Below are 21,659 nucleotides of genomic sequence, written 5' to 3' on the forward strand. Positions count from 1 at the left end.
GTCAGCAAGGATTCAACCGTTATTTTGTGTTTTAGGTGACTTTTATACTCAAGTTGAATTTATTTTATCTTTATCGCTTTTTTTATTAGCAAATCGGACCACAACATTGGCTATTTCACCTGTCAGGCTTAGTTGCCAGAAATTGTAACAACCCTCTTGCTAATATCCCATCACAGCTGATTTAGCAGTTCTTTATTGATGTAAATCACGTTATGCTTAAGACCATAATGCATATATTGTTAGCTTATTTCGCCCTAATGCCTGTAATTTTAAATAAGAAGGTCAATTCATGTTCAATTCATTAACCGCGATGCCTGCCGATCCGATTTTAGGCCTATTGACTCAATACCGCGAAGACAGCCACCCAAATAAAGTCGATTTAGGTGTGGGCGTATATAAAGATCCTGTTGGTCATACACCTATTTTAGATTGTGTAAAAGCCGCCGAAAAAATTCGTTTAGATACCGAAACAACCAAAGTGTACATCGGCCCGACTGGCTCTGCGTCATTTAACCAACTTATGGGTGAATTAGCTTTTGGTGCTAGCCACAGTGCATTACTGGCTAACCGAGTGCGAACAGTGTCAACCCCTGGCGGAACCGGTGCTCTGCGCGTTGCTGCTGACTTTATTAAGCGTTGTAATCCTAATGCAGTGTTATGGGTTAGCGACCCAACGTGGGCAAACCACACGGGTTTATTTGAAGCAGCTGGTGTTACGGTGAAAACCTATCCGTATTATGACTACGACAGCAAAACCCTTAAATTTGATCAAATGCTGGCAACCTTAAATACCATTGGTAAAGATGACGTAGTGCTTTTACATGCTTGTTGCCATAATCCAAGTGGCATGGATTTAACGACTGAGCAATGGGATGAAGTGGTTAAGGTTACGGTTAAGCAAGGCTTTACGCCATTAATTGATATGGCTTATCAAGGTTTTGGTGACGGCGTAGATGAAGATGCTTATGGCGTACGTCAAATGGCTGCAGCAGTTGAAAGCATGATTTTATGCAGCTCTTGCTCGAAAAACTTCGGTTTATACCGCGAACGTATTGGCGCTTGCTCAATTGTGGCGAAAGATAGTGCAACTGTAGATGTTGCCCAATCGGTATTGTTATACGTAGTGCGCTGTATTTATTCTATGCCGCCAGCACATGGTGCTGCGATTGTTGAAACCATTTTAGGCACCCCAGCCCTCAAGCAACAATGGTTAGACGAGCTAAAAGTCATGCGCGACCGTATTAACGGTAACCGGGCAATGTTGGTCAATCAATTAACGGCCAATGGTGTTGACCGTGACTTTAGTTTTATCGCCCGCCAAAAAGGGATGTTCTCATTTTTAGGTGTTAAGCCAGAACAAGTGGCAACCCTTAAACAGCAATACAGTGTGTACATGGTCGGCTCAAGCCGCATCAGTATTGCTGGTATTAGTGAAACTAATGTTGATTATTTAGCGAAATCAATCGCGGCAGTGCTATAACCGATACTATTTAGATAATGGTTAGCAAGTAACATTACTGTATAAACAAGGTCGCTAAATGCGGCCTTGTTTATGCTCAGTCTAAAAAGTTGTCTGCTTACCCCCTCAAAATGACATAAAAATCAGTTATCAAAAATAGCCATTTTGTTATTCCATCATAATTCCCCAAGACCGCAATCCGAGTTAGGTTAACTTACCTGCCCTTGTAAATAGCAGGCTCAAGTGATGCCAAATATCAGCAATGCAATTTATCGAATTGAGTCAATATGCCTAATACATAATACCGTTAATTCTTGGGTCTCGATTTAAGTAATCGCACTGTTAAATCTATAGGTGATGGTTGTATATGAATTGAAGCTGCTTGTAGTTTTTAATTTACGCTCATCGGGATACAGCTCCCATTGCATGAACATGATTAACATAATGACTCTGTAACTGTTTAATTTTTCTTAAAAAGAGATAGCCTGACGCTGAATTTAATATATCAACAAAGCGAGTCAGCCATGCAAAATGAAACCATAAGTGTACAAGAGATCCCCGTATCCTCCGTTGTTTCAGCCACTGGCTGGTCACGCCAGGATACCACTTGGATGTTGAGCTTGTTTGGCACCGCGGTTGGCGCCGGAATTTTATTTTTACCGATCAATGCGGGAATGGGAGGGTTTTGGCCATTAGTGTTAATGGCACTCATGATAGGCCCAATGACCTATCTCGCTCACCGTGGATTATCTCGTTTCCTATGTTCATCAGCGATTCCTGGCAGTGACATCACTCAGGTCGTTGAAGAACATTTTGGTACTGGAGCAGGTAAAGCGATTACTTGGCTGTATTTTCTCGCCATATATCCTATTGTATTAATCTATGGCGTTGGGATAACTAATACCGTCGACAGTTTCATTATTAATCAATTAGGCATGTTTACCGACGTCCCAAGAATGTTACTCGACGGTACGCCTGCACTGACGGAAGCTGGCGGGCAAATAATCGATAAAGTCAGTGGTATTCCACGTTGGCTGCTTTCGGGAATGCTCATCTTAGGCATGATGTCGGTGATGGTTGCGGGTGAAAAATTTATGCTCTCCGTGACGCGATTATTAGTCTATCCGTTAGTCGCAATCCTTGCTTTTATGTCCTTGTACCTCATACCAGACTGGAAGTTTGATGCATTAATGGTTGTGCCTTCGACAACTAATTTTCTTGGGACTGTCTGGTTAACCATTCCAGTGTTGGTATTTGCCTTTAACCATTCACCCGCTATCTCACAATTCTCGGTTTCACTCAAAAAAGAACACGGCGCGAATGCCTCCCATAAAGCCGATGTCATCCTCCGCAATACAGCCATTATGTTAGTCGGATTTGTGATGTTGTTTGTGTTCTCTTGTGTACTGTCGTTAACACCGGCGCAGTTATTAGAAGCTAAAGCCGATAACTTGCCGATATTGTCTTATCTTGCCAACGTGCATGAAAGTGGCTTTATCAGTTATTTTGCCCCTGTCATTGCTTTCATCGCCATTATTTCATCTTTCTTCGGTCACTATATGGGTGCCACAGAAGGGTTAAAAGGCATTATTGTTAAGCAATTACCGGATAGCAGCAAGCCAGAAAACAGCACAAAAGTGGATAAATTTATTTTAGGGTTTATGTTTATCACCACCTGGGGCGTGGCGATTATGAATCCAAGTATTCTGGGTATGATTGAAGCGCTTGGTGGCCCGGTGATTGCGGCTATTTTGTATCTCATGCCAATGTATGCGATATACAAAGTCCCGGCACTGAAAGCCTACCGCGGTCGAGTAAGCAACATATTCGTCGTCATTACCGGTTTATTATCTATGACTGCCATTCTATTCGGCTTGCTGAGTTAAATAAGATAATTTGGGCGGGCTCACACCCGCTCGAATTATTGATTGAGGCAGAGTTTTGTATAAAAAACTCAGTCAAAATGTCATGTTATGCTTCAACTTCTATTGTTATACATTTATCAAAAAACAAAAACTAGAAGTAGCTCAAAACCTTACTAGCATTATCTTGCTACTATAAAACCCATATCACCTCCTTCCTTTGAGTTAATACGGTTAATGTCTTTTTACCAATCTCCCAAAAAAATGTCTGCATTTGATGCTAAGTTTGAAGCACAAAAAATAGCCTTCGCACCCGTAAGCTTTCAAGTCGCCCGTTGCTTAAGTCAATTTGGCTTACTGGCAAAAGTTGATGACGCCGGAGACGAAGGTATTAGCTTAATTCAACTGATTCAACATTTTGAACTGTCTGAGTATGCCATTCATGTATTGCTCGATATGGGATTAAGCATGGGCATTTTTTGGTGTAAGGATGATCATTATCGACTCGATAAAACGGGTTATTTCTTACTCCATGATGATATGGCCGCCAAGAACCTAAACTTCGTCCATGATGTTTGCTATCAAGGCTTGTTTGATCTTGATGATTCACTTAAGCAAGGCAAAGCAATAGGACTTAAACACTTTGGCGATTGGGATACTATTTACCCAGGGTTAAGCCAGCTACCTGAACAAACTAAAAAAAGCTGGTTTGAATTTGATCATTACTATTCAGATCATGCCTTTGACAGCTTATTACCTTTGATTTTCAAGTCAGATCCAGCTCATATTATTGATGTAGGCGGTAATACCGGTAAATGGGCATTTGCCTGCACCCGCTATAATAAAAACGTCAACGTCACCATAATGGATTTACCCGGTCAACTTGCTGTGGCAATGAAAAATGCCCAAGCATGTTTGGTTGCCGACCGCGTTCATCCATTTGAAACCGATTTGCTTGATAGCAACAAACCGTTTTACCAAGGAGGTGATTTGTATTGGATGAGTCAATTTTTAGATTGTTTTTCTAAACAACAAATCATCACTATTCTTCGGCGCACAGTGGCTGCGATGAAACCTGGCAGTGAACTGTGTATTTTAGAGACCTATTGGGACAGACAGCCACACGAAGCGGGCGCCTATTGCGTTAACGCAACCTCGTTGTATTTTACCGCGATAGCCAATGGAAATAGCCGGATGTATCACAGTAAAGACATGCTTAAAATGATCAATGAGGCTGGGCTGTATGTTGATGAAGATATCGACAACATTGGCCTAGGTCATACTTTACTGCGCTGTAAATTAAAGCCGATGAATTAACAGAACTCACAGGCCAGAAAGACCAGTGGCAAGAAGTTAGAACAGTAATATAGCGATAACATACACATTTATTGATGGCATAAAAAAAGCGAATGCTGTTAGGCATTCGCTTTTTGTCTTTACTAAGCCGATCTTACGGTAAATAAATAAGCGGTTCGAATTAACTGTGCTTTACGGCGAAGTTATTCATAAAGTCCACTAAGGCTTGCACACCCGCTAGCGGCATGGCGTTATAAATACTGGCACGCATACCACCGACAATACGATGACCTTTTAACGCCACTAACCCAGCCTCCTCCGCTTGGGCTAAAAACTCACTGTCTAAGGCATCATTCACTAGTTGAAAGGTGACGTTCATGCGTGAGCGGTTTTGTGGTGCTACACCGTTTTTATAAAACGGATTGCTGTCGATACAAGCATACAGTAACGCAGCTTTTTGTTGGTTCACTTCAGCCATCGCACTTATGCCGCCATTTGCGGCTAACCACGCAAACACTTCAGAGGCTAAATACCAAGCAAACGTTGGCGGCGTATTAAACATAGAACCATACTCAACGGCAACGCGATAATCCATTACTGATGATTGCGGCAGACTTGGCAGTTTAAGCATATCGTCACGCACAATGACAATCGACAAGCCTGATGGACCAATGTTCTTTTGCGCGCCGGCATAAATAAGACCGTACTTGCTGACATCAATTTCATGCGACATGATGGTCGATGATAAATCAGCAACAATTGGCCATGGACTGTCTAACTCTTCAAAAATCTCGATACCATCTACGGTTTCATTTGAGCAATAGTGCACATAACGATAATCTTTATCGATTGCCGTGAAGTCCGGCAATTTAACCTGATGAAGCCCATTGATTTGCTCAACAATATTGATACTGTCAATATTGTGCTCGCTTACCAATTTCTTCGCTTCAGTTACCGCTGCCGATGACCACTGACCACTGACCAAATAAAGTGCCTGACCATTATCGCCAAGAAAGTTATTCACTACGTTAGAAAATTGAGCCCGGCCACCACCGTGCATAAATAACACGTGGTAATTTGCAGGAATGTTCATCAACTTGCGTAATGTCACCTCTGCTTGATCGGTCAGCGCAATAAACTCTTTACTGCGATGACTGATTTCCATCACGGAGACGCCTAGGCCATTCCAATCAATTAATTCCTGTTGTGCTTTTTGCATTACAGCTTGAGGTAACATGGCAGGTCCAGCACAGAAATTATAAATCGCGCTCACAGACAACTCCTTTGACAAATAATCAATATAGACAATAACAATTTAACCGTAATAGTAAGTATTTTACGGGTTGATGAATAGGCCTTTATTTACCTATTTTGATGAAATTTATTCCGTAAAATAAAACGAGCGCCATAAGGGCGCCCGTTCGAGGATATCTACAACAAAAGTAATCTATTACTCTTGTTCGTCATCTCCGGTTTTGGCTTCGTCTGCATCTGTTGCTTCAACATCGTCAGTTGACTCAGCATCTGTCGCTTCAGCATCGATAACATCGCTTACTGGAATAACATTGCCTTCTTCGTCTAACAACTCTTCAGTTTGAATTTCTTCAATACGCTGCAAACCAACGACTTTCTCGTCTTCTGCGGTACGGATGATAGTCACACCTTGAGTGTTACGACCAATAATGGATACGCCTTCAGCAGGAGTACGCACTAAGGTGCCTTTATTACTGATCAACATGATTTCGTCAAATGTGCCTACTTGAACTGCACCGACGACTTCACCATTACGTTCACTGACTTTAATTGATACCACGCCTTTAGTACCGCGGCTCTTCGCTGGATATTCACTCAGCTCAGTACGCTTACCGTAACCATTTTCAGTTACGGTTAAAATAGCACCGTCACCTTTAGGTACAATTAACGACACCACTTTTTGGCCAGCATCAAGTTTAATACCACGAACACCGGTAGCAGTGCGACCCATAGGGCGCAGTGCAATAATTTCTTCGCCAGTTTCAGCATCAATCTTCACTTCACCGGTTTCAGAATCACGCGCTTTTTCATTAAAACGAACCACTTTACCTTCATTAGAGAACAACATAATGTCGTCACTACCTTCAGTAATATCAACGCCAATTAATTGGTCGCCGTCTTTTAGGTTCACCGCAATAATGCCGTTTGCACGAGGGTTACTGTATGCTGTTAATGCTGTTTTCTTAACGGTACCGTGTGCGGTAGCCATGATGATAAATTTATCATCTGCGTATTCACGTACTGGTAGGATTGCAGTAATGTGCTCACCGTCAGAAAGTGGTAATAAGTTAACAATTGGACGACCACGGGCTGTACGACTTGCCAATGGTAATTGATACACTTTTAGCCAGTACATCTTACCAAAGTCAGAGAAGCACAAGATGGTATCATGGGTGTTTGCCACCAATAACTTTTCGACAAAGTCTTCATCTTTTACTTTAGTTGCCGCTTTGCCTTTACCACCACGACGTTGCGCTTGGTAGTCAGACAGCACTTGGTATTTCGCATAACCTAAGTGAGACAAGGTCACTACAACATCTTCTTCATTGATTAAGTCTTCAAGACTCATATCAATTTCGTTGGCGTTAATAATGGTGCGACGTTCGTCACCGTATTGCTCAAGTATTTCTTCTAGTTCTTCTTTAATCACTTCCATCAAACGCGATGGAGTACGAAGAATGAATAACAAACCTGCAATAAGAACTAAAAGCTCTTCATATTCAGCTAAAATCTTGTCATGTTCTAGACCGGTTAAACGGTGCAGACGTAATTCCAAAATCGCTTGGGCTTGTTGCTCAGTTAAATAGTACTGACCGTCACGGATACCGAACTCAGGCTCTAACCATTCAGGGCGTGCAGCGTCATCGCCAGCTTTTTCAAGCATGCCTTGTACATGGCCTAATTCCCAACCTTGTGCAACCAATTTTGCTTTGGCTTCAGCAGGTGTAGGTGAAGCTTTAATAAGCGCAATAATAGGGTCGATGTTAGCCAATGCAATGGCTAGTGCTTCAAGAACATGAGCACGTTCACGGGCTTTACGCAGTTCAAATACAGTACGGCGCGTGACCACTTCACGACGGTGAAGAATAAAACACTCAAGCATTTCTTTAAGGTTAAACAATTTAGGCTGACCGTTAGTCAATGCCACCATGTTAATACCAAAAGAACACTGCATTTGTGTTTGAGAATATAAGTTGTTTAGTACAACCTCACCCACTTCACCACGTTTGATTTCAATAACAATACGCATACCGTCTTTATCAGACTCATCGCGTAGGCCACTGATACCTTCTAATTTTTTATCTTTAACAAGCTCGGCAATTTTTTCAATCAAACGGGCTTTGTTAACTTGATATGGAATTTCATGAACAATAATACGTTCACGACCATTATCTTCAGTTTCAATTTCCGCTTTCGAGCGCATGATAGCGCGACCACGGCCAGTGTGATAAGCATCGATAATGCCTTTGCGACCGTTTATTGACGCTGCCGTTGGAAAATCTGGACCTGGGATGTATTCCATTAACTGTTCAATCGATAAACTTGGATCTTCGATTAACGCCAAACAGCCTTTCACTACTTCTGTTAAGTTGTGAGGTGGAATGTTAGTGGCCATACCGACCGCAATACCTGATGAACCATTGATTAATAAGTTCGGTACGCGTGTTGGTAACACCGCAGGGATCATCTCTGTGCCATCGTAGTTAGGCACAAAATCCACAGTTTCTTTTTCAAGGTCGGCTAATAATGAATGCGCCAACTTTTGCATGCGGATTTCGGTATAACGCATCGCCGCTGCAGAGTCACCGTCGACCGAACCAAAGTTTCCTTGTCCGTCAATCAATGTGTAGCGTAGCGAGAACGGTTGCGCCATACGTACAATTGTATCGTATACAGCAGTATCACCGTGTGGGTGATATTTACCAATTACGTCACCAACGACACGAGCGGATTTTTTATATGGTTTGTTCCAATCGTTTTTTAATTCGCTCATTGCGAACAATACTCGACGGTGAACTGGTTTTAAACCGTCACGGACGTCAGGTAATGCACGACCTACAATTACGCTCATGGCGTAATCAAGGTAAGAATTTTTAAGTTCGTCTTCGATGTTAATTGGCGAAATAGATGATGCCAGATCAGTCATAAACTGCGCGTTCCCCTAAAGTGAGCTGACAATAAAACTTCCATATTATTATCTAGCTTAAAAACGTGATTTGGCATTCTAACACAGATATTTAATGTCGCCAGAGCAAAGACCAGCCAAATGCTCTATCACTCTTAAAAATTACAAAAAAGCTAATATTTTCAGCTAATTTAGTTTATTCATTGGCTAATATACGACTAAATTTGAGCAACAATTATCGTTAACTTGTTGATGATTTAAGCAGTTGATAGCATAAAACATCCATTTACCTCGCTTAAATGGATGTTTTATGAGCAAGCGTAAACGGCAAAAGCCATTGTTGACTACTATTCGCAAAGGTTATCGCTATAATAGCGACCATACTTTATTACACACTACACTTAGGTTACGTTATGTCACACGCTGAACAATCGACACCCAATGTTGATCCACTCGAGATCGCAAAATTTGAAGCCATGGCGCAAACGTGGTGGGATCTCAATGGCGAGTTCAAGCCATTACATTTACTTAATCCACTGCGTTTAAACTACATTGACCAAACCGCTGAAGGTATTTTTGACAAAAAAGTACTTGATGTTGGCTGTGGTGGCGGTATTTTGTCAGAAAGTATGGCGCGCCTAGGTGCTAACGTTGACGGTATTGATATGGGCAACGCACCACTTGAAGTGGCAAAACTACATGCTTTAGAGTCTGGTGTTACGGTTAATTACCTCAAAACAACAGCCGAAGCACATCGCGATAACCACCGCGAATATTATGATGTGGTCACTTGCATGGAAATGCTCGAACATGTACCCGATCCCCAATCGGTTATTCAAGCCTGTTGTGACATGGTTAAACCAAATGGTTTTGTGTTTTTCTCAACCATAAACCGTAATATGATGTCGTATTTAAAGACGATTATCGGCGCAGAGTATTTATTAAAAATGCTGCCAGTTGGTACTCACGATCACAGCAAGTTTATTCGCCCATCGGAACTGATGGCATTGGTCGATAACACTGACTTATTGTGTAAAGATGCGCTGGGAATTACCTACAATCCATTGTCGGGTGTGTTTAAGTACACTAAAAGTGTCGATGTAAATTATATGATAGCCACTCAAAAAATTGATTAATCATCCAGGTGATTCTTTTCAACATTTCAATGTGAATGCACCACAATAGCGTTATGTTGTGCCAATAACGCTATAAAGGGCTTGCACTGTCTATTGTTATTTTCTCTCGTTAGGAGCTAGCCCTTGCATAAACAAGATATAAAAGGAGTGCTGTTCGATTTAGACGGTACCTTAGCCGATACCGCACCAGATTTAGTACAGGCATTGAATCTCAGCTTGGATGAAGCCGGTTTTAACGTCCAACCGCTTGACTTGATGCGCCATGCGGCATCACATGGCAGCTTATATTTAGTTAAAACGGCCATTCCAGATGCCGATGAACAAGTACAAATTACCATCCAGCAAGCACTACTTCAGCATTATGCCCGTATCAATGGTGACAACAGCCGTTTATTCGCTGACTTACCCGAACTATTATCCTTATTTGATGCCCGATCGATTCCTTATGGCGTAGTGACCAATAAGCCGGCTCGATTTGCCAGGCCATTAGTGGAAAAGCTTGGTTTAACTCATAAATTGAAAACCATGATCAGTGGTGATAGCACTCGTCACTCTAAACCTCATACCGCACCAATGCTGTTAGCAGCACAACAAATTGCCATTGCTCCTCAAAGTATCTTATATCTAGGTGACGCTGAACGTGACTTAGTCGCCGCCCACAATGCCAGTATGTTAGGCGGCGTTGCGTTATGGGGTTATTTATCTGCGACAGACAAACCTGACACATGGCCAGCAGGCAAACAATTTCAACACGGAGCCTCACTTAAACAGTTTTTCACTGATTAATGACAATGTTCGACATCGGTTTAGCGGGTTAATTTTTGGGTAAATGAACAAAGCATGAGTGAAGTTTAACGGGTCTTATTAAGCTTAAATGTACAGTTAACAGTCATCAATTTCTACCCGATCAAAACCAACAAAAGATCAACCAATAAACGGTCCATTTTTTTTGATCGCTGTTTATTTTAGCGATCAAATTTTTATCATTTGATGGATTAAAAAATATCATTTATCAAAAACTCTTTATGAATTTGGGCTCTAGGGTTAGTTGTCACTAACCCTGCCGTTTATCCTCAAGTTATCCACAAGAAGTTAATGAAATTGTGGCTTGCAATAAACCTCAAACCTCACTATCTTGTATCTTAGATTTTAAATAACACCATATCTTGTGTGTGGCTGACAATCAAAACACTACTCCACGACGTTCCAAAGGATGTAGTGGCTAACTGAACGTACTGGTGTTTAACTACCACGTTGTGAGTACATCAGGTTGATTGTTTTAACATGGAATTGTTTTGTAACTGGTTCGGATCGAATCAAGCAGCACTGCATCCAACAACAGATCACATGATTAGATATAGAACCAAGGCCTCTCTTCAATGAATAGCAATATGACAGTCACTAAACGCAGTGGCGAACGTGAATCTATCGATTTAGATAAAATTCATCGCGTGATCACTTGGGCAGCCAAGGGATTAAAAAACGTCTCAGTATCTGAAGTAGAACTTCGATCTCATCTGCAGTTTTTTGATGGCATTCCAACAGAAGCCATTCATGAAACGATCATTAAAGCTGCGGCTGACTTGATCTCTCCAGAGTCACCTGACTACCAATTTGTGGCTGCCCGCTTAGCGGTGTTCCACTTACGTAAAAAAGCGTTTGGTCAATTTGAACCACCAACGTTATATGACCATGTCACCAAATTAGTTGAACTGGGTAAATATGACATGCATATCATGGCTGACTACAGCCGTGAAGAATTGGACACTCTCGACACCTATATCGATCATTGGCGCGATTTGAACTTCTCTTATGCCGCGGTAAAGCAACTTGAAGGTAAATACCTGGTTCAAAACCGTGTCACCCATGAAGTGTACGAAAGCGCCCAGTTTTTATACATATTAGTCGCTGCATGTTTGTTTGCCCGTTACCCAAAAGAAATTCGTTTGAAGTACATTAAAGACTTCTATGACGCGACGTCTCTGTTTAAGATTTCTTTACCAACACCAATCATGGCCGGTGTGCGTACCCCTACACGTCAGTTCAGCTCATGTGTATTGATTGAGTGTGATGACAGCTTAGATTCAATCAATGCGACTGCATCGTCTATCGTTAAATACGTTAGCCAACGTGCTGGTATTGGTATTAATGCGGGTCGTATTCGTGCCCTTGGTAGCCCTATTCGTGGCGGCGAAGCATTCCACACCGGTTGTTTACCATTTTATAAGTATTTCCAAACTGCGGTGAAGTCGTGTTCTCAAGGCGGCGTACGTGGCGGTGCAGCAACTCTTTTCTATCCTTTATGGCATCTAGAAGTTGAATCGCTATTAGTACTAAAAAACAACCGTGGTGTTGACGACAACCGTGTACGTCATCTTGACTACGGTGTGCAGTTAAACAAATTAATGTACCAACGTTTGATTAAGGGCGAATATATCAGTCTATTCAGCCCATCAGACGTGCCTGGTCTTTACGATGCATTCTTTGAAGACCAAGTTGAGTTTGAACGTTTATACCTTCAGTATGAACAAGACAGCAATGTCCGCAAAAAACAAATTAAAGCGGTTGAACTGTTTTCATTGATGATGCAAGAACGTGCTTCTACTGGCCGTATCTACATTCAAAACGTCGATCACTGTAATACTCACAGCCCGTTTGACTCTAAAGTTGCGCCAATTAAGCAATCTAACTTATGTTTAGAAATTGCTTTACCGACTAAGCCACTTAAAAACATCGATGATCCAGACGGTGAAATCGCGTTGTGTACCTTGTCAGCACTTAACTTAGGCGCAATTAAAGATTTATCAGAGCTTGAACCATTAGCTGATTTAGCTGTTCGTGCGCTAGATAACTTACTTGATTACCAAGATTACCCAATTAAAGCTGCGCAAACGAGTTCAATGAACCGTCGTACCTTAGGTATTGGGGTGATTAACTTTGCTAACTATTTAGCTAAAAACGGTAAAAAGTATTCAGACGGTTCAGCTAATAACTTAACTCACAAAACCTTTGAAGCGATTCAGTTTTATTTACTGAAAGCGTCGATGAACTTAGCAAAAGAGCAAGGTGCATGTCCGTTATTCCACGAGACAACTTATTCGAAAGGTATTTTACCTATCGACACCTACAAGCGTGATTTAGACAAGATTTGTGACGAGCCATTGCACATGGACTGGGAAAGCTTACGTAGCGACATTAAGCAGTACGGTTTACGTAACTCAACTTTGTCTGCGCTAATGCCGTCTGAAACCTCATCGCAAATTTCAAATGCGACTAATGGTATCGAGCCTCCACGCGGTTTAATTAGCGTTAAAGCCAGTAAAGATGGTCAGTTAAAGCAAGTCGTTCCTGATTTTGAATTACTGAAAGATAAGTATGAACTGCTGTGGAATATGCCAAACAACGATGGTTACATCCAACTTGTTGGTTTAATGCAGAAGTTTATCGACCAAGCTATTTCGGCTAACACCAATTATGACCCAAGCCGTTTTGAAGGCGGTCGTGTACCGATGCAAACATTGTTAAAAGACTTGTTAAGCGTCTACAAACTGGGCATTAAAACATTGTATTATCATAATACTCGTGACGGTGCTTCTGATCAGTTTGACGACATTATTGCTGTCGAAGAAGAAGACGATGGTTGTGGTGGCGGTGCGTGTAAGATCTAATCATCACTTTATGTATATTTAGCGGGGGCCTTCCCCGCTTTTTGAAAAATGCGTTTTCAGGACACCTAAATAATGGCTTACTCAACATTTTGTCAAACACCTAACGATTCTACCAAAGAACCTATGTTTTTCGGTCAATCGGTTAATGTGGCACGCTACGATCAACAGAAATATGAAGTCTTTGAAAAGCTAATTGAAAAGCAATTATCGTTTTTCTGGCGTCCAGAAGAAGTTGATGTCAGCCGTGACAAAATTGATTTCGGTAATTTGCCTGAACATGAACAGCATATTTTCCTATCAAATCTAAAATACCAAACATTACTCGACTCAATTCAAGGCCGTTCACCGAATGTGGCATTTTTGCCTTTGGTATCGCTACCAGAATTAGAAACGTGGATTGAAACATGGTCATTTTCTGAAACCATTCACTCGCGTTCGTACACCCACATTATTCGTAATATTGTTAATAACCCATCTGTGGTATTTGACGATATTGTGCAAAATGACGAAATTTTAAAGCGTGCCGGTGACATTGCCGCTTATTACGATGACTTAATTAACCTCACCCAGATTAATAACTTGTTAGGTGAAGGAACGCACATTATTAACGGTAAAGAAATCACCGTTAATTCACGTATTCTTAAAAAGTCATTATATTTGTGCATGATGTCAGTTAATGCCTTAGAAGCGATTCGCTTCTATGTCAGTTTTGCTTGTTCGTTTGCCTTTGCAGAGCGCCGTGTTATGGAAGGTAACGCTAAAATTATTCGCTTAATTGCCCGTGATGAAGCATTACACCTCAATAGTACACAACACATTTTAGCCCTGATGCAGGGTGGTAAAGATGACCCTGAAATGGGAGAGATTGCTGCTGAGTGTAAGCAAGAAGCGTATGACTTATTCGTCAAAGCGGCGGAACAAGAAAAAGAATGGGCCAAGTACTTATTCAAAGATGGTTCGATGATTGGCTTAAATGAACAAATTTTATGCCAGTACGTTGAGTTTATTACTAACCAACGGATGAAGTCAGTTCACTTACCTCAACCTTATGATGAACAGTCAAACCCACTACCGTGGATGAAAAACTGGTTAGAAAGTGATGCAGTACAGGTTGCCCCACAAGAAGTAGAAGTGTCATCTTATCTTGTTGGTCAAATTGATTCTTCTGTTGATGGCGACGAGTTTTTAGATTTTGACCTATAAAAATTTTTTCAAAAAAGCCCCTATCATAAGCTTGAAAGGACAGCCGGTTATTTTATTTGACGGCCAACATTCAAGCTTATTAGAAGCGCTTGAGTCGAAAAAAGTAAAAGTGTTTTCAGAGTGTCGTAATGGATTTTGCGGCGCGTGTAAAACCACAGTGATATCAGGAGAAGTTAAATACTTCTCCGAGCCACTAGCTGAACTTAAATCAGATGAATGTCTGCCCTGTTGTTGTGTACCTGAGGGTGATTTAAACCTCAAACTATCAACTGAAGGTGTACAAGTGGTGGCTAAACGTCAATATGTTTCAACCAATGACACTCATAAGCCAACAACTGCGTTAACCCAACAATTACAGGCTAACCCTAAACTTGTCCACGAACGTTAACTTATGGTCCCGTTAACACCCTTCTAGATGTTCAAAGCAACACTTAGCAACACACGTTTACCCGTCTCAATCTTAGTCACGCTATGCTCATATTTATCTGGACGAAATAAATATACTCGTCCCCATAAGTTCATGATGCATTTGGCACAACGAAACACCCCGCCCACTTTAGGTTGTACAAGAACAAAGTTGAGTTTGTAATAGCGGCCTTGTTGTACCGGATCGATATGTGTCATCACACGATGATGAGTATGGTAGGTCACCAGATTTATCGATAATATTCGACTGCTAAAAATGGCTTTATTGATCACCTTGGCCATGGTATCTCCAATGGGAACATCAGCAGCAGATTATACCTATTCGATAAAAATTTTGGGGCATATTCACCAGCCAAAATCATATAACATAGACGACACGATTTCATCAGGTTAGTCAGCAACTAACGCCATCGAACTTATCGCAGGGATATTGTTGCTTGATAGCTTGTACAGAAAAAAGTCTATTGATGATCTTGCTGGGCTAATAGTAAGGTTTCGAGATTAATCCTTTAATCATTATTGACTCGTGCTAATAATGGCTAATGCTAGTGTAGATAATGGCTATGGCTAGAGTAGATAATGGCTAATGCTAAAATAACTAGCATAAATAGTGATGAGTCAGCCACCGCCCATAACGAGTAAATCAATTCTCTATAGTGTCCATTTATGGCAATAATACCGTGAAAATTAGGCTCATTGACGCGTCAATAAGCCTAATGACGTAACACGAGGTAAGGTTAGCTCTCCGTCATGGTATCGCAAGATGAAACATAATGTTCAAGCTCAATAACACCTTGCAAAATCATCCCATGATAATGGGCTTTCACCAGTTGATAATTCATACTTGGTGCGAAGTAATACGTCACCTCTTCGGCCCCGGTTTGCTCCACCGGAATAAGTTGTATCTCCCCCAAAGACGCAATGGTAGCGGTTAATTCGTCCTTTACATAAAATTGATAAGGTTCAATTGCATCTGAAGCTTGCCTAATTAACGCAAATTGACGTCGGCCAGCGAGTAAGTTTTCGCGGATTTGAATGGCTAAGGTGTCTACATCCCTTAATGGTATTTGGCTTGAGGTATAATTCTCAATATCGCCATCAACATCCACTCGTGACTCGAGGCCATTATTGTAAAAAGTGGCTTGCATGTCTCGTGAGCGAAAACCGGTTACCTGCTGATGAAAACTATCGGTTAGCCATTCATTGCGGTTATTTGACCACGATAACTCAGTACGTTGTTGATATTGAGTGCCAACCCCTAGAATACTGGCTTCACTCTTTGAGGTTATAACAGCAGATTTACCCTGCCAGTTCTCAGTACGGTTCATCTTACCAGTGTGTAGACCACTGAGATAAATAGCGTAATTAAAGCTTCGCTGGCAACTGTGTGGAATGTCACTGGCCAAGGCACTATTACTCTGCAATAAGCCACTAACCAAACACACAATGATCATCATTCTCGAGTCGACAGCATAAGCTGTCGCAGATATCCGGATGTTACGACACCCGGTCATCATAAGCTTCACTCGCGACATTACTGTCATCATCAATAGTATCGCCTTAAAAGACTTCATTCACATTTAGGTAGAAGTTAGTTTCATTTTCACCGACCCCTACATCAAATCGTAAATTAATATTGTCTTTAATTTTGAATCGAAATCCTGTGCCATAGGCCGTTAATAGCGCATCGGTTAGCTCACTCACTTTAGGTGCCACACTACCAACAGCGCCCCAAAATACCATGCCATAACGTTGGAACACTGGTAAGCGATATTCAACTTGCCCCATCATCATTTGCTCGTCACGATATCGGCCTCTAATGTAACCTCGCATCGCGTCGGAGCCACCAAGATCAGGTAATAGATTCCAAGGCACATCGCCACTGGTTAGATGACCTTGCACTTGCCATGCGATTAAACCCGGTGTCGAGCCTAAATCAATATAGTTCGCTAATTCAATATTATAAGTAGAAAACGAATCGAATTGGTCATTTTGGTATAATCCAGCATCAACCTGAAATAACCAGCCTTTTGTTGCGTTTAAACGGTAATCTCTTGAATCATAAATACTGGTTACTACAACACCTGAGCTAAAGTTGTCTGGCAGAAGCGTACTTGAATCCACAGGAGCTTCTGTTGCGACTAATTCTAAGCTGTCGGCCGTGGTATAAATAAAGTCAGCACCCACACCAATAAAATAGTTACTGGCGACTTCGGTCATCCAACGCGGCTTAAAGCTATACAGTTGTTCTTTGAACTCATGATGATTAAGGTCTTGGTCGCCTTGTTCAATCCCTATTCCATAATAAACAGCAGCTTCATTATGCAGTTCTAAGTCAAGCAACAAACGCTGTTTACCTTGATTTAAAAACGTCATATTTTCTACCGTGACGCCATAAGAATTGTTCACAGAAGCAAATGAATTCAACACCAATGATGAAGGCTGTTGCTCACTTGATGCGTTATCGGTTTTGTATAACCCCACCATAAGTAAACCCACACCAAACTTTTTCTCTGGGGTGTAATAAGCCGTAGGTAAATAACTCATATCAATAGCTTTAGTGTCATCGAATTCACCATCCGCGCCAAAAACCGACAAAATGTCATCAATCCATGTTGGTTGCATATCTTTGGGGGTTTCAAATAAAGGTTCAACTGCGGTTGCGGCGTGAGAAAAAACAAATAGTGTTAAAAGTAAGGTCCGTTTCATAAAAACTCTATTAAAATGTTAAAAAAAATAGGCGCGCATGATGACTTCCATGCCAAATTTTGGAATCACTGTTCAATGAGTTATCGACAATAATCGCTTCAAATAATAGCCGATTCAGATAAGAATCAAATAATAACTAAATCAAAAAAGATTATCCTACTCATCACTCAATACTGACTGAAGAAGAACTTAAGCCTTGCTGAAGTTCTCCATCATTAAATACAAGATATTATACTGCGTTAAATGATGGCCTTTATACCTAACGTTAGTTTAGGCGTATCATCAGCAATCTTTTTATCTATAGGCGTAACTGATATCATTACGCTAAATGACGGCCGCTAATATAACACGTTTGGCTGCTCTTTTTAGTGATAACTCAACATTCACCCCATCGATATCATTCGGTAAAAGGATCAAAATCGACTATATTTAGCTGAACGGCTACAGCATTTCTATCCAATAAACAAGAGTCTACAAAGCACAAATTCAGTACTATTGAGCCTCATTTAATCAGTAGCCCATCAGCAAGTAAAAATTATTTCCTTAGATATATCATCCAGCGCGCAAGTAAGGTATAACGACGCTATGAAAACGCCTATACGATTACAACCACTGGTTGACGATGGTCTCGTCGATGAAGTGATAAGCCAACTCATGAGTGGCAAAGAAGCTACGGTCTATATGATCAGATGTGGCGATGCGATTCGCTGCGCCAAAGTGTATAAGGAAGCCACTAAGCGCAGTTTTAAAAAAGCAGCACAATATCAAGAAGGTCGAAAAACCAAAAACAGTCGTCGTGGTAGAGCCATGGAAAAAGGTTCTAAATACGGTCGTGAAGAACAAGAAAAAGCTTGGCAGAATGCCGAGGTCGACGCGTTATATAAATGCGCCGCCGCTAAAATTAGAGTACCAGTGCCTTATGGCTGCTTTGATGGAGTGCTATTGATGGAGTTGATCACCAATATTCATGGTGATGTTGCACCTCGATTAAATGATGTTACTCAGATGAGTGCTGAACAAGCGCAAACGCAGCATTACGTTATGATGGGTTATGTCGTACGAATGTTATGTGCAGGTATTGTTCATGGCGATTTATCAGAGTTTAACGTGCTCGTAGATCAGAATGGACCGGTTATCATTGACCTGCCCCAAGCTGTTGATGCATCAGCAAACAATAATGCCAAAGCGATGTTATTTCGTGATGTGAATAATATGACAGACTATTATTCTCAATTTGCCCCAGAATTAGCCGCAACAAAATATGCTAAAGAAATGTGGGCCTTGTACGAACAAGGTGAATTAACGCCGGAAACACAATTGACCGGTTTATTTGAAGAAGACACAACAGCGGCTGACGTCGATTCTGTATTAGAAGAAATTAACGCTGCATTTGAAGAAGCCCAAGAAAGACGCGAGCGCATGAGTGATGCAAACAGCGACGAATATTAAATCGATCGTTTATTCACTCATGTGAACACCTAGGGAGACATTCCGACAAATTATCGAATAAGTGATCGAATACACTATCGAATAAATTGTCAGGTTAATGTCTCCCTATTTAATTAGCCCTTCTCCTTTAATTAACGCCAAGCCAACCCGAGTTGACGGCTAATTACCCCTAGTGAATACCAAATTAAGACGCTCATCTCAACTAAGCAAGTTGGTTAACCATAACCATAACCGCTAGCCGCCTAAACACTGCACTTTTATGCGACGCTTGTTAACGCTATCGTGTGCAAAAGCACTCTCATTACTGGCTAAACCTCAATCAATTGCTTTTTCCCACATAGTCATGAGTGAACCGTTATGTTTGCTAAAAAGTAATATGATCAATTTACACACTTTATATAACCTTGCTTTTTACATGGGTAAATAGGCGTATAATGATATTGGAAAGTTAACAAGGAGAATATTATGAGTAGCTATGTTCTATCGGTATTACTCGTTTGTCTGACTATTTTTATGTCAGCTAATGTTATTGGAAATGAAAATGGAATGATGAGAATGTCTCAGATGCCTGCATTTTCCGATTTTGATACTAATCAAGACAAATTGATATTTGAAGAGGAATTTGAACGCTTTCAAAAAGCCAGGCAAGCATTGCGTCAATCTGAAGGGCGACGATTAAAAAACGCATCGGATTGTGATGAAATGTTTGAGCGTATCGATTTGGACCGCAATAAGTTTATTGATACTGAAGAGTTTCAATCTCATCACGAAATGATGAGAAATTCTAAATAATCACAGTTTGGGATATCTACATAATCTCAGCTCGGGATAATAATCAACATCGCTTTAGAGAGGTAATCAGCATCACCTCTCTTTTAAATACGCTATAGCATAGCAAACGACTTAGTTGTATCTACACCTGCAAGATATAGCGCCATTTTTCCACACCATCGCTAAAATTACTCATTACCCATTACTCCTGCGCTGCAATAAGCTTACTTTTAAATACGCCATAAAAAGCAATACAAGCACCCGCAAAACCTAAAAACGAGCATATTAAGCGATAATCAGTGTTGTCGATAAAGAAGTTAGCCACACTGAATACCAGCAAAATGAATAAGCCAATATTTTTGGTCATCATCATTTTAGGCTCGAACATCAACCATTGATCACATTTAGGGCACTGTGTTTCAACCCCATGTTTACCTTTACGGACTTGTTTAAGCGCTTTACGGGCAAAGATACCCTTACAACGAGGACACTCCATTTAACATTACCTTCAATAATTTTTATCAATATAATACAATGAATTAACTCTAAATCAAAGTTTTCCTTGAGAGCCAATATTGCAGAGCAAGCTAATATCATTTAATAACTCACATAATTTTGAACGTTCGTTCAAAATAGTGATTGAACGAATGATATAGTTAGTTTATAGTAACTCATGGCTCACATTATGAGCACGCTAACTCGCTACAAATAGAACTTATTGGCAAGTATATCAAATGATAAAGAGCTTAAGCACTTGGCTCATAACCCAAATGGAACAATGAACATGCATAAAATGATTGGATTTGATGTTTACGGCACATTAGTGGATCCAGTGGATATGGGCCAGCATCTGCAGCAATTGATTGGCGACAAGGCACAAGCATTTGGTCAATTGTGGCACGATAAAAAAGTCGAATATGCATTTCGTCGTGGCTTAATGCAACAATATGAAGATTTCGGTGTGTGTACTCAACAAGCTTTACAATATTGTTTATCTGTTTTCAACGTCACACTGTCAAACAGCGAACAACAAGATTTACTGGCTAAATTTAGTCAACTCACGGCTTTTGATGATGTCATTCCTGGGCTAGCATTACTGCGCAATCAAGGTCATACCCTCGCCGCTTTTTCAAATGGACCTGAAGTGGCGGTTCGTACACTGATGCAAAATTCAGGCGTTTTACCGCAGCTCCATGACGTTATCAGTGTTGATGACCTAAAGACGTTTAAACCTAACCCCGCCGTTTACCATTATTTAATGACTCGCACCCAATCTGACCTCAATCATTGTTGGATGGTGTCGAGTAATCCATGGGATGTGATTGGTGCAAAAGCCGCCGGACTGAATACGGCTTGGATCAAAAGAGACAGTAAAAAAATATTTGACCCGTGGGGCATTGAACCAGACATAACCGCCAGTAGTTTAATCGAATTAAGTGAACAACTGGATGCCCTGTAATAAATAACTCACATGCTGTATTTAAACAATATAAGCATAACTCATACGCGTTGATGCTAATA

At 40.9% G+C, this 21,659-nt stretch carries 17 protein-coding genes; 11 read left to right on the forward strand and 6 right to left on the reverse strand.

The window, feature by feature from the left end; all coding sequences use genetic code 11:
- The first annotated feature begins 289 nt into the window (after nucleotides 1–289).
- From H5125_RS02930 to H5125_RS02940, 3 genes are all read left to right on the forward strand, one after another.
- On the forward strand, nucleotides 290–1,480 hold the full coding sequence (locus H5125_RS02930; protein ID WP_101087085.1) for an amino acid aminotransferase: 1,191 nt from the start codon (nucleotides 290–292) through the stop codon (nucleotides 1,478–1,480).
- Between the two features lie 503 nt (nucleotides 1,481–1,983).
- Nucleotides 1,984–3,345: an aromatic amino acid transport family protein gene (locus H5125_RS02935; protein WP_182743504.1), complete on the forward strand. Its 1,362-nt coding sequence runs from the start codon at nucleotides 1,984–1,986 to the stop codon at nucleotides 3,343–3,345.
- 213 nt (nucleotides 3,346–3,558) lie between these two features.
- A complete protein-coding gene (locus H5125_RS02940; protein WP_162023221.1) occupies nucleotides 3,559–4,638 on the forward strand; it encodes a methyltransferase in 1,080 nt (359 codons plus the stop codon).
- Nucleotides 4,639–4,798: 160 nt separating this feature from the next.
- Here H5125_RS02940 and serC read toward each other — a convergent pair whose 3' ends face one another.
- Both serC and gyrA read right to left on the reverse strand, forming a co-directional pair.
- A complete protein-coding gene (gene serC, locus H5125_RS02945; RefSeq protein ID WP_182743505.1) occupies nucleotides 4,799–5,890 on the reverse strand; it encodes a 3-phosphoserine/phosphohydroxythreonine transaminase in 1,092 nt (363 codons plus the stop codon).
- Nucleotides 5,891–6,067: 177 nt separating this feature from the next.
- On the reverse strand, nucleotides 6,068–8,797 hold the full coding sequence (gyrA, locus tag H5125_RS02950; RefSeq protein ID WP_101087081.1) for a DNA gyrase subunit A: 2,730 nt from the start codon (nucleotides 8,795–8,797) through the stop codon (nucleotides 6,068–6,070).
- A 392-nt stretch (nucleotides 8,798–9,189) separates the two neighbouring features.
- On the opposite strand from gyrA, the gene ubiG reads away from it, so the two are divergent.
- The 5 genes from ubiG (at nucleotide 9,190) to yfaE (ending at nucleotide 15,171) form a co-directional block, all read left to right on the forward strand.
- The gene (gene ubiG / locus H5125_RS02955; protein ID WP_101087080.1) at nucleotides 9,190–9,912 is read left to right on the forward strand and encodes a bifunctional 2-polyprenyl-6-hydroxyphenol methylase/3-demethylubiquinol 3-O-methyltransferase UbiG; all 723 of its coding nucleotides are present in this window, start codon (nucleotides 9,190–9,192) and stop codon (nucleotides 9,910–9,912) included.
- A gap of 123 nt (nucleotides 9,913–10,035) precedes the next feature.
- On the forward strand, nucleotides 10,036–10,698 hold the full coding sequence (locus H5125_RS02960; protein ID WP_182743506.1) for an HAD family hydrolase: 663 nt from the start codon (nucleotides 10,036–10,038) through the stop codon (nucleotides 10,696–10,698).
- 593 nt (nucleotides 10,699–11,291) lie between these two features.
- Nucleotides 11,292–13,580 carry a class 1a ribonucleoside-diphosphate reductase subunit alpha gene (gene nrdA, locus H5125_RS02965; RefSeq protein ID WP_101087078.1) on the forward strand — a complete coding sequence of 763 codons (2,289 nt, stop codon included), beginning with the start codon at nucleotides 11,292–11,294 and terminating at the stop codon, nucleotides 13,578–13,580.
- A 72-nt stretch (nucleotides 13,581–13,652) separates the two neighbouring features.
- Nucleotides 13,653–14,783, forward strand: a complete 1,131-nt coding sequence (gene nrdB, locus H5125_RS02970) for a class Ia ribonucleoside-diphosphate reductase subunit beta (RefSeq protein WP_101087077.1) — start codon at nucleotides 13,653–13,655, stop codon at nucleotides 14,781–14,783.
- Nucleotides 14,773–15,171 carry a class I ribonucleotide reductase maintenance protein YfaE gene (yfaE, locus tag H5125_RS02975; RefSeq protein ID WP_182743507.1) on the forward strand — a complete coding sequence of 133 codons (399 nt, stop codon included), beginning with the start codon at nucleotides 14,773–14,775 and terminating at the stop codon, nucleotides 15,169–15,171. Before nrdB ends, yfaE begins: the two co-directional genes overlap by 11 nt.
- Nucleotides 15,172–15,194: 23 nt before the next feature.
- Here the strand turns inward: yfaE and H5125_RS02980 are convergent, their stop codons facing one another.
- The 3 genes from H5125_RS02980 to H5125_RS02990 form a co-directional block, all read right to left on the reverse strand.
- Nucleotides 15,195–15,491 carry a hypothetical protein gene (locus tag H5125_RS02980; protein ID WP_101087075.1) on the reverse strand — a complete coding sequence of 99 codons (297 nt, stop codon included), beginning with the start codon at nucleotides 15,489–15,491 and terminating at the stop codon, nucleotides 15,195–15,197.
- 455 nt (nucleotides 15,492–15,946) lie between these two features.
- Nucleotides 15,947–16,756, reverse strand: a complete 810-nt coding sequence (locus H5125_RS02985; RefSeq protein ID WP_259395383.1) for a hypothetical protein — start codon at nucleotides 16,754–16,756, stop codon at nucleotides 15,947–15,949.
- A gap of 13 nt (nucleotides 16,757–16,769) precedes the next feature.
- On the reverse strand, nucleotides 16,770–17,918 hold the full coding sequence (locus H5125_RS02990; RefSeq protein WP_182743508.1) for a BamA/TamA family outer membrane protein: 1,149 nt from the start codon (nucleotides 17,916–17,918) through the stop codon (nucleotides 16,770–16,772).
- Between the two features lie 585 nt (nucleotides 17,919–18,503).
- Here H5125_RS02990 and H5125_RS02995 point away from each other — a divergent pair.
- Nucleotides 18,504–19,367 carry a PA4780 family RIO1-like protein kinase gene (locus H5125_RS02995; protein WP_101087073.1) on the forward strand — a complete coding sequence of 288 codons (864 nt, stop codon included), beginning with the start codon at nucleotides 18,504–18,506 and terminating at the stop codon, nucleotides 19,365–19,367.
- A gap of 465 nt (nucleotides 19,368–19,832) precedes the next feature.
- Entirely contained in the window at nucleotides 19,833–20,159 is a 327-nt protein-coding gene (locus H5125_RS03000) for an EF-hand domain-containing protein (protein WP_182743509.1), read from the forward strand.
- Nucleotides 20,160–20,340: 181 nt separating this feature from the next.
- Here H5125_RS03000 and H5125_RS03005 read toward each other — a convergent pair whose 3' ends face one another.
- A complete protein-coding gene (locus tag H5125_RS03005) occupies nucleotides 20,341–20,634 on the reverse strand; it encodes a hypothetical protein (protein ID WP_101087071.1) in 294 nt (97 codons plus the stop codon).
- Between the two features lie 288 nt (nucleotides 20,635–20,922).
- Here H5125_RS03005 and H5125_RS03010 point away from each other — a divergent pair, with 288 nt between their 5' ends.
- Nucleotides 20,923–21,597: a haloacid dehalogenase type II gene (locus tag H5125_RS03010; protein WP_242445141.1), complete on the forward strand. Its 675-nt coding sequence runs from the start codon at nucleotides 20,923–20,925 to the stop codon at nucleotides 21,595–21,597.
- The last annotated feature ends 62 nt before the right edge of the window (nucleotides 21,598–21,659 follow it).

The sequence above is a fragment of the Shewanella sp. SR44-4 genome, assembly GCF_014163715.1.
In the GTDB taxonomy this organism is placed as follows: domain Bacteria; phylum Pseudomonadota; class Gammaproteobacteria; order Enterobacterales; family Shewanellaceae; genus Shewanella.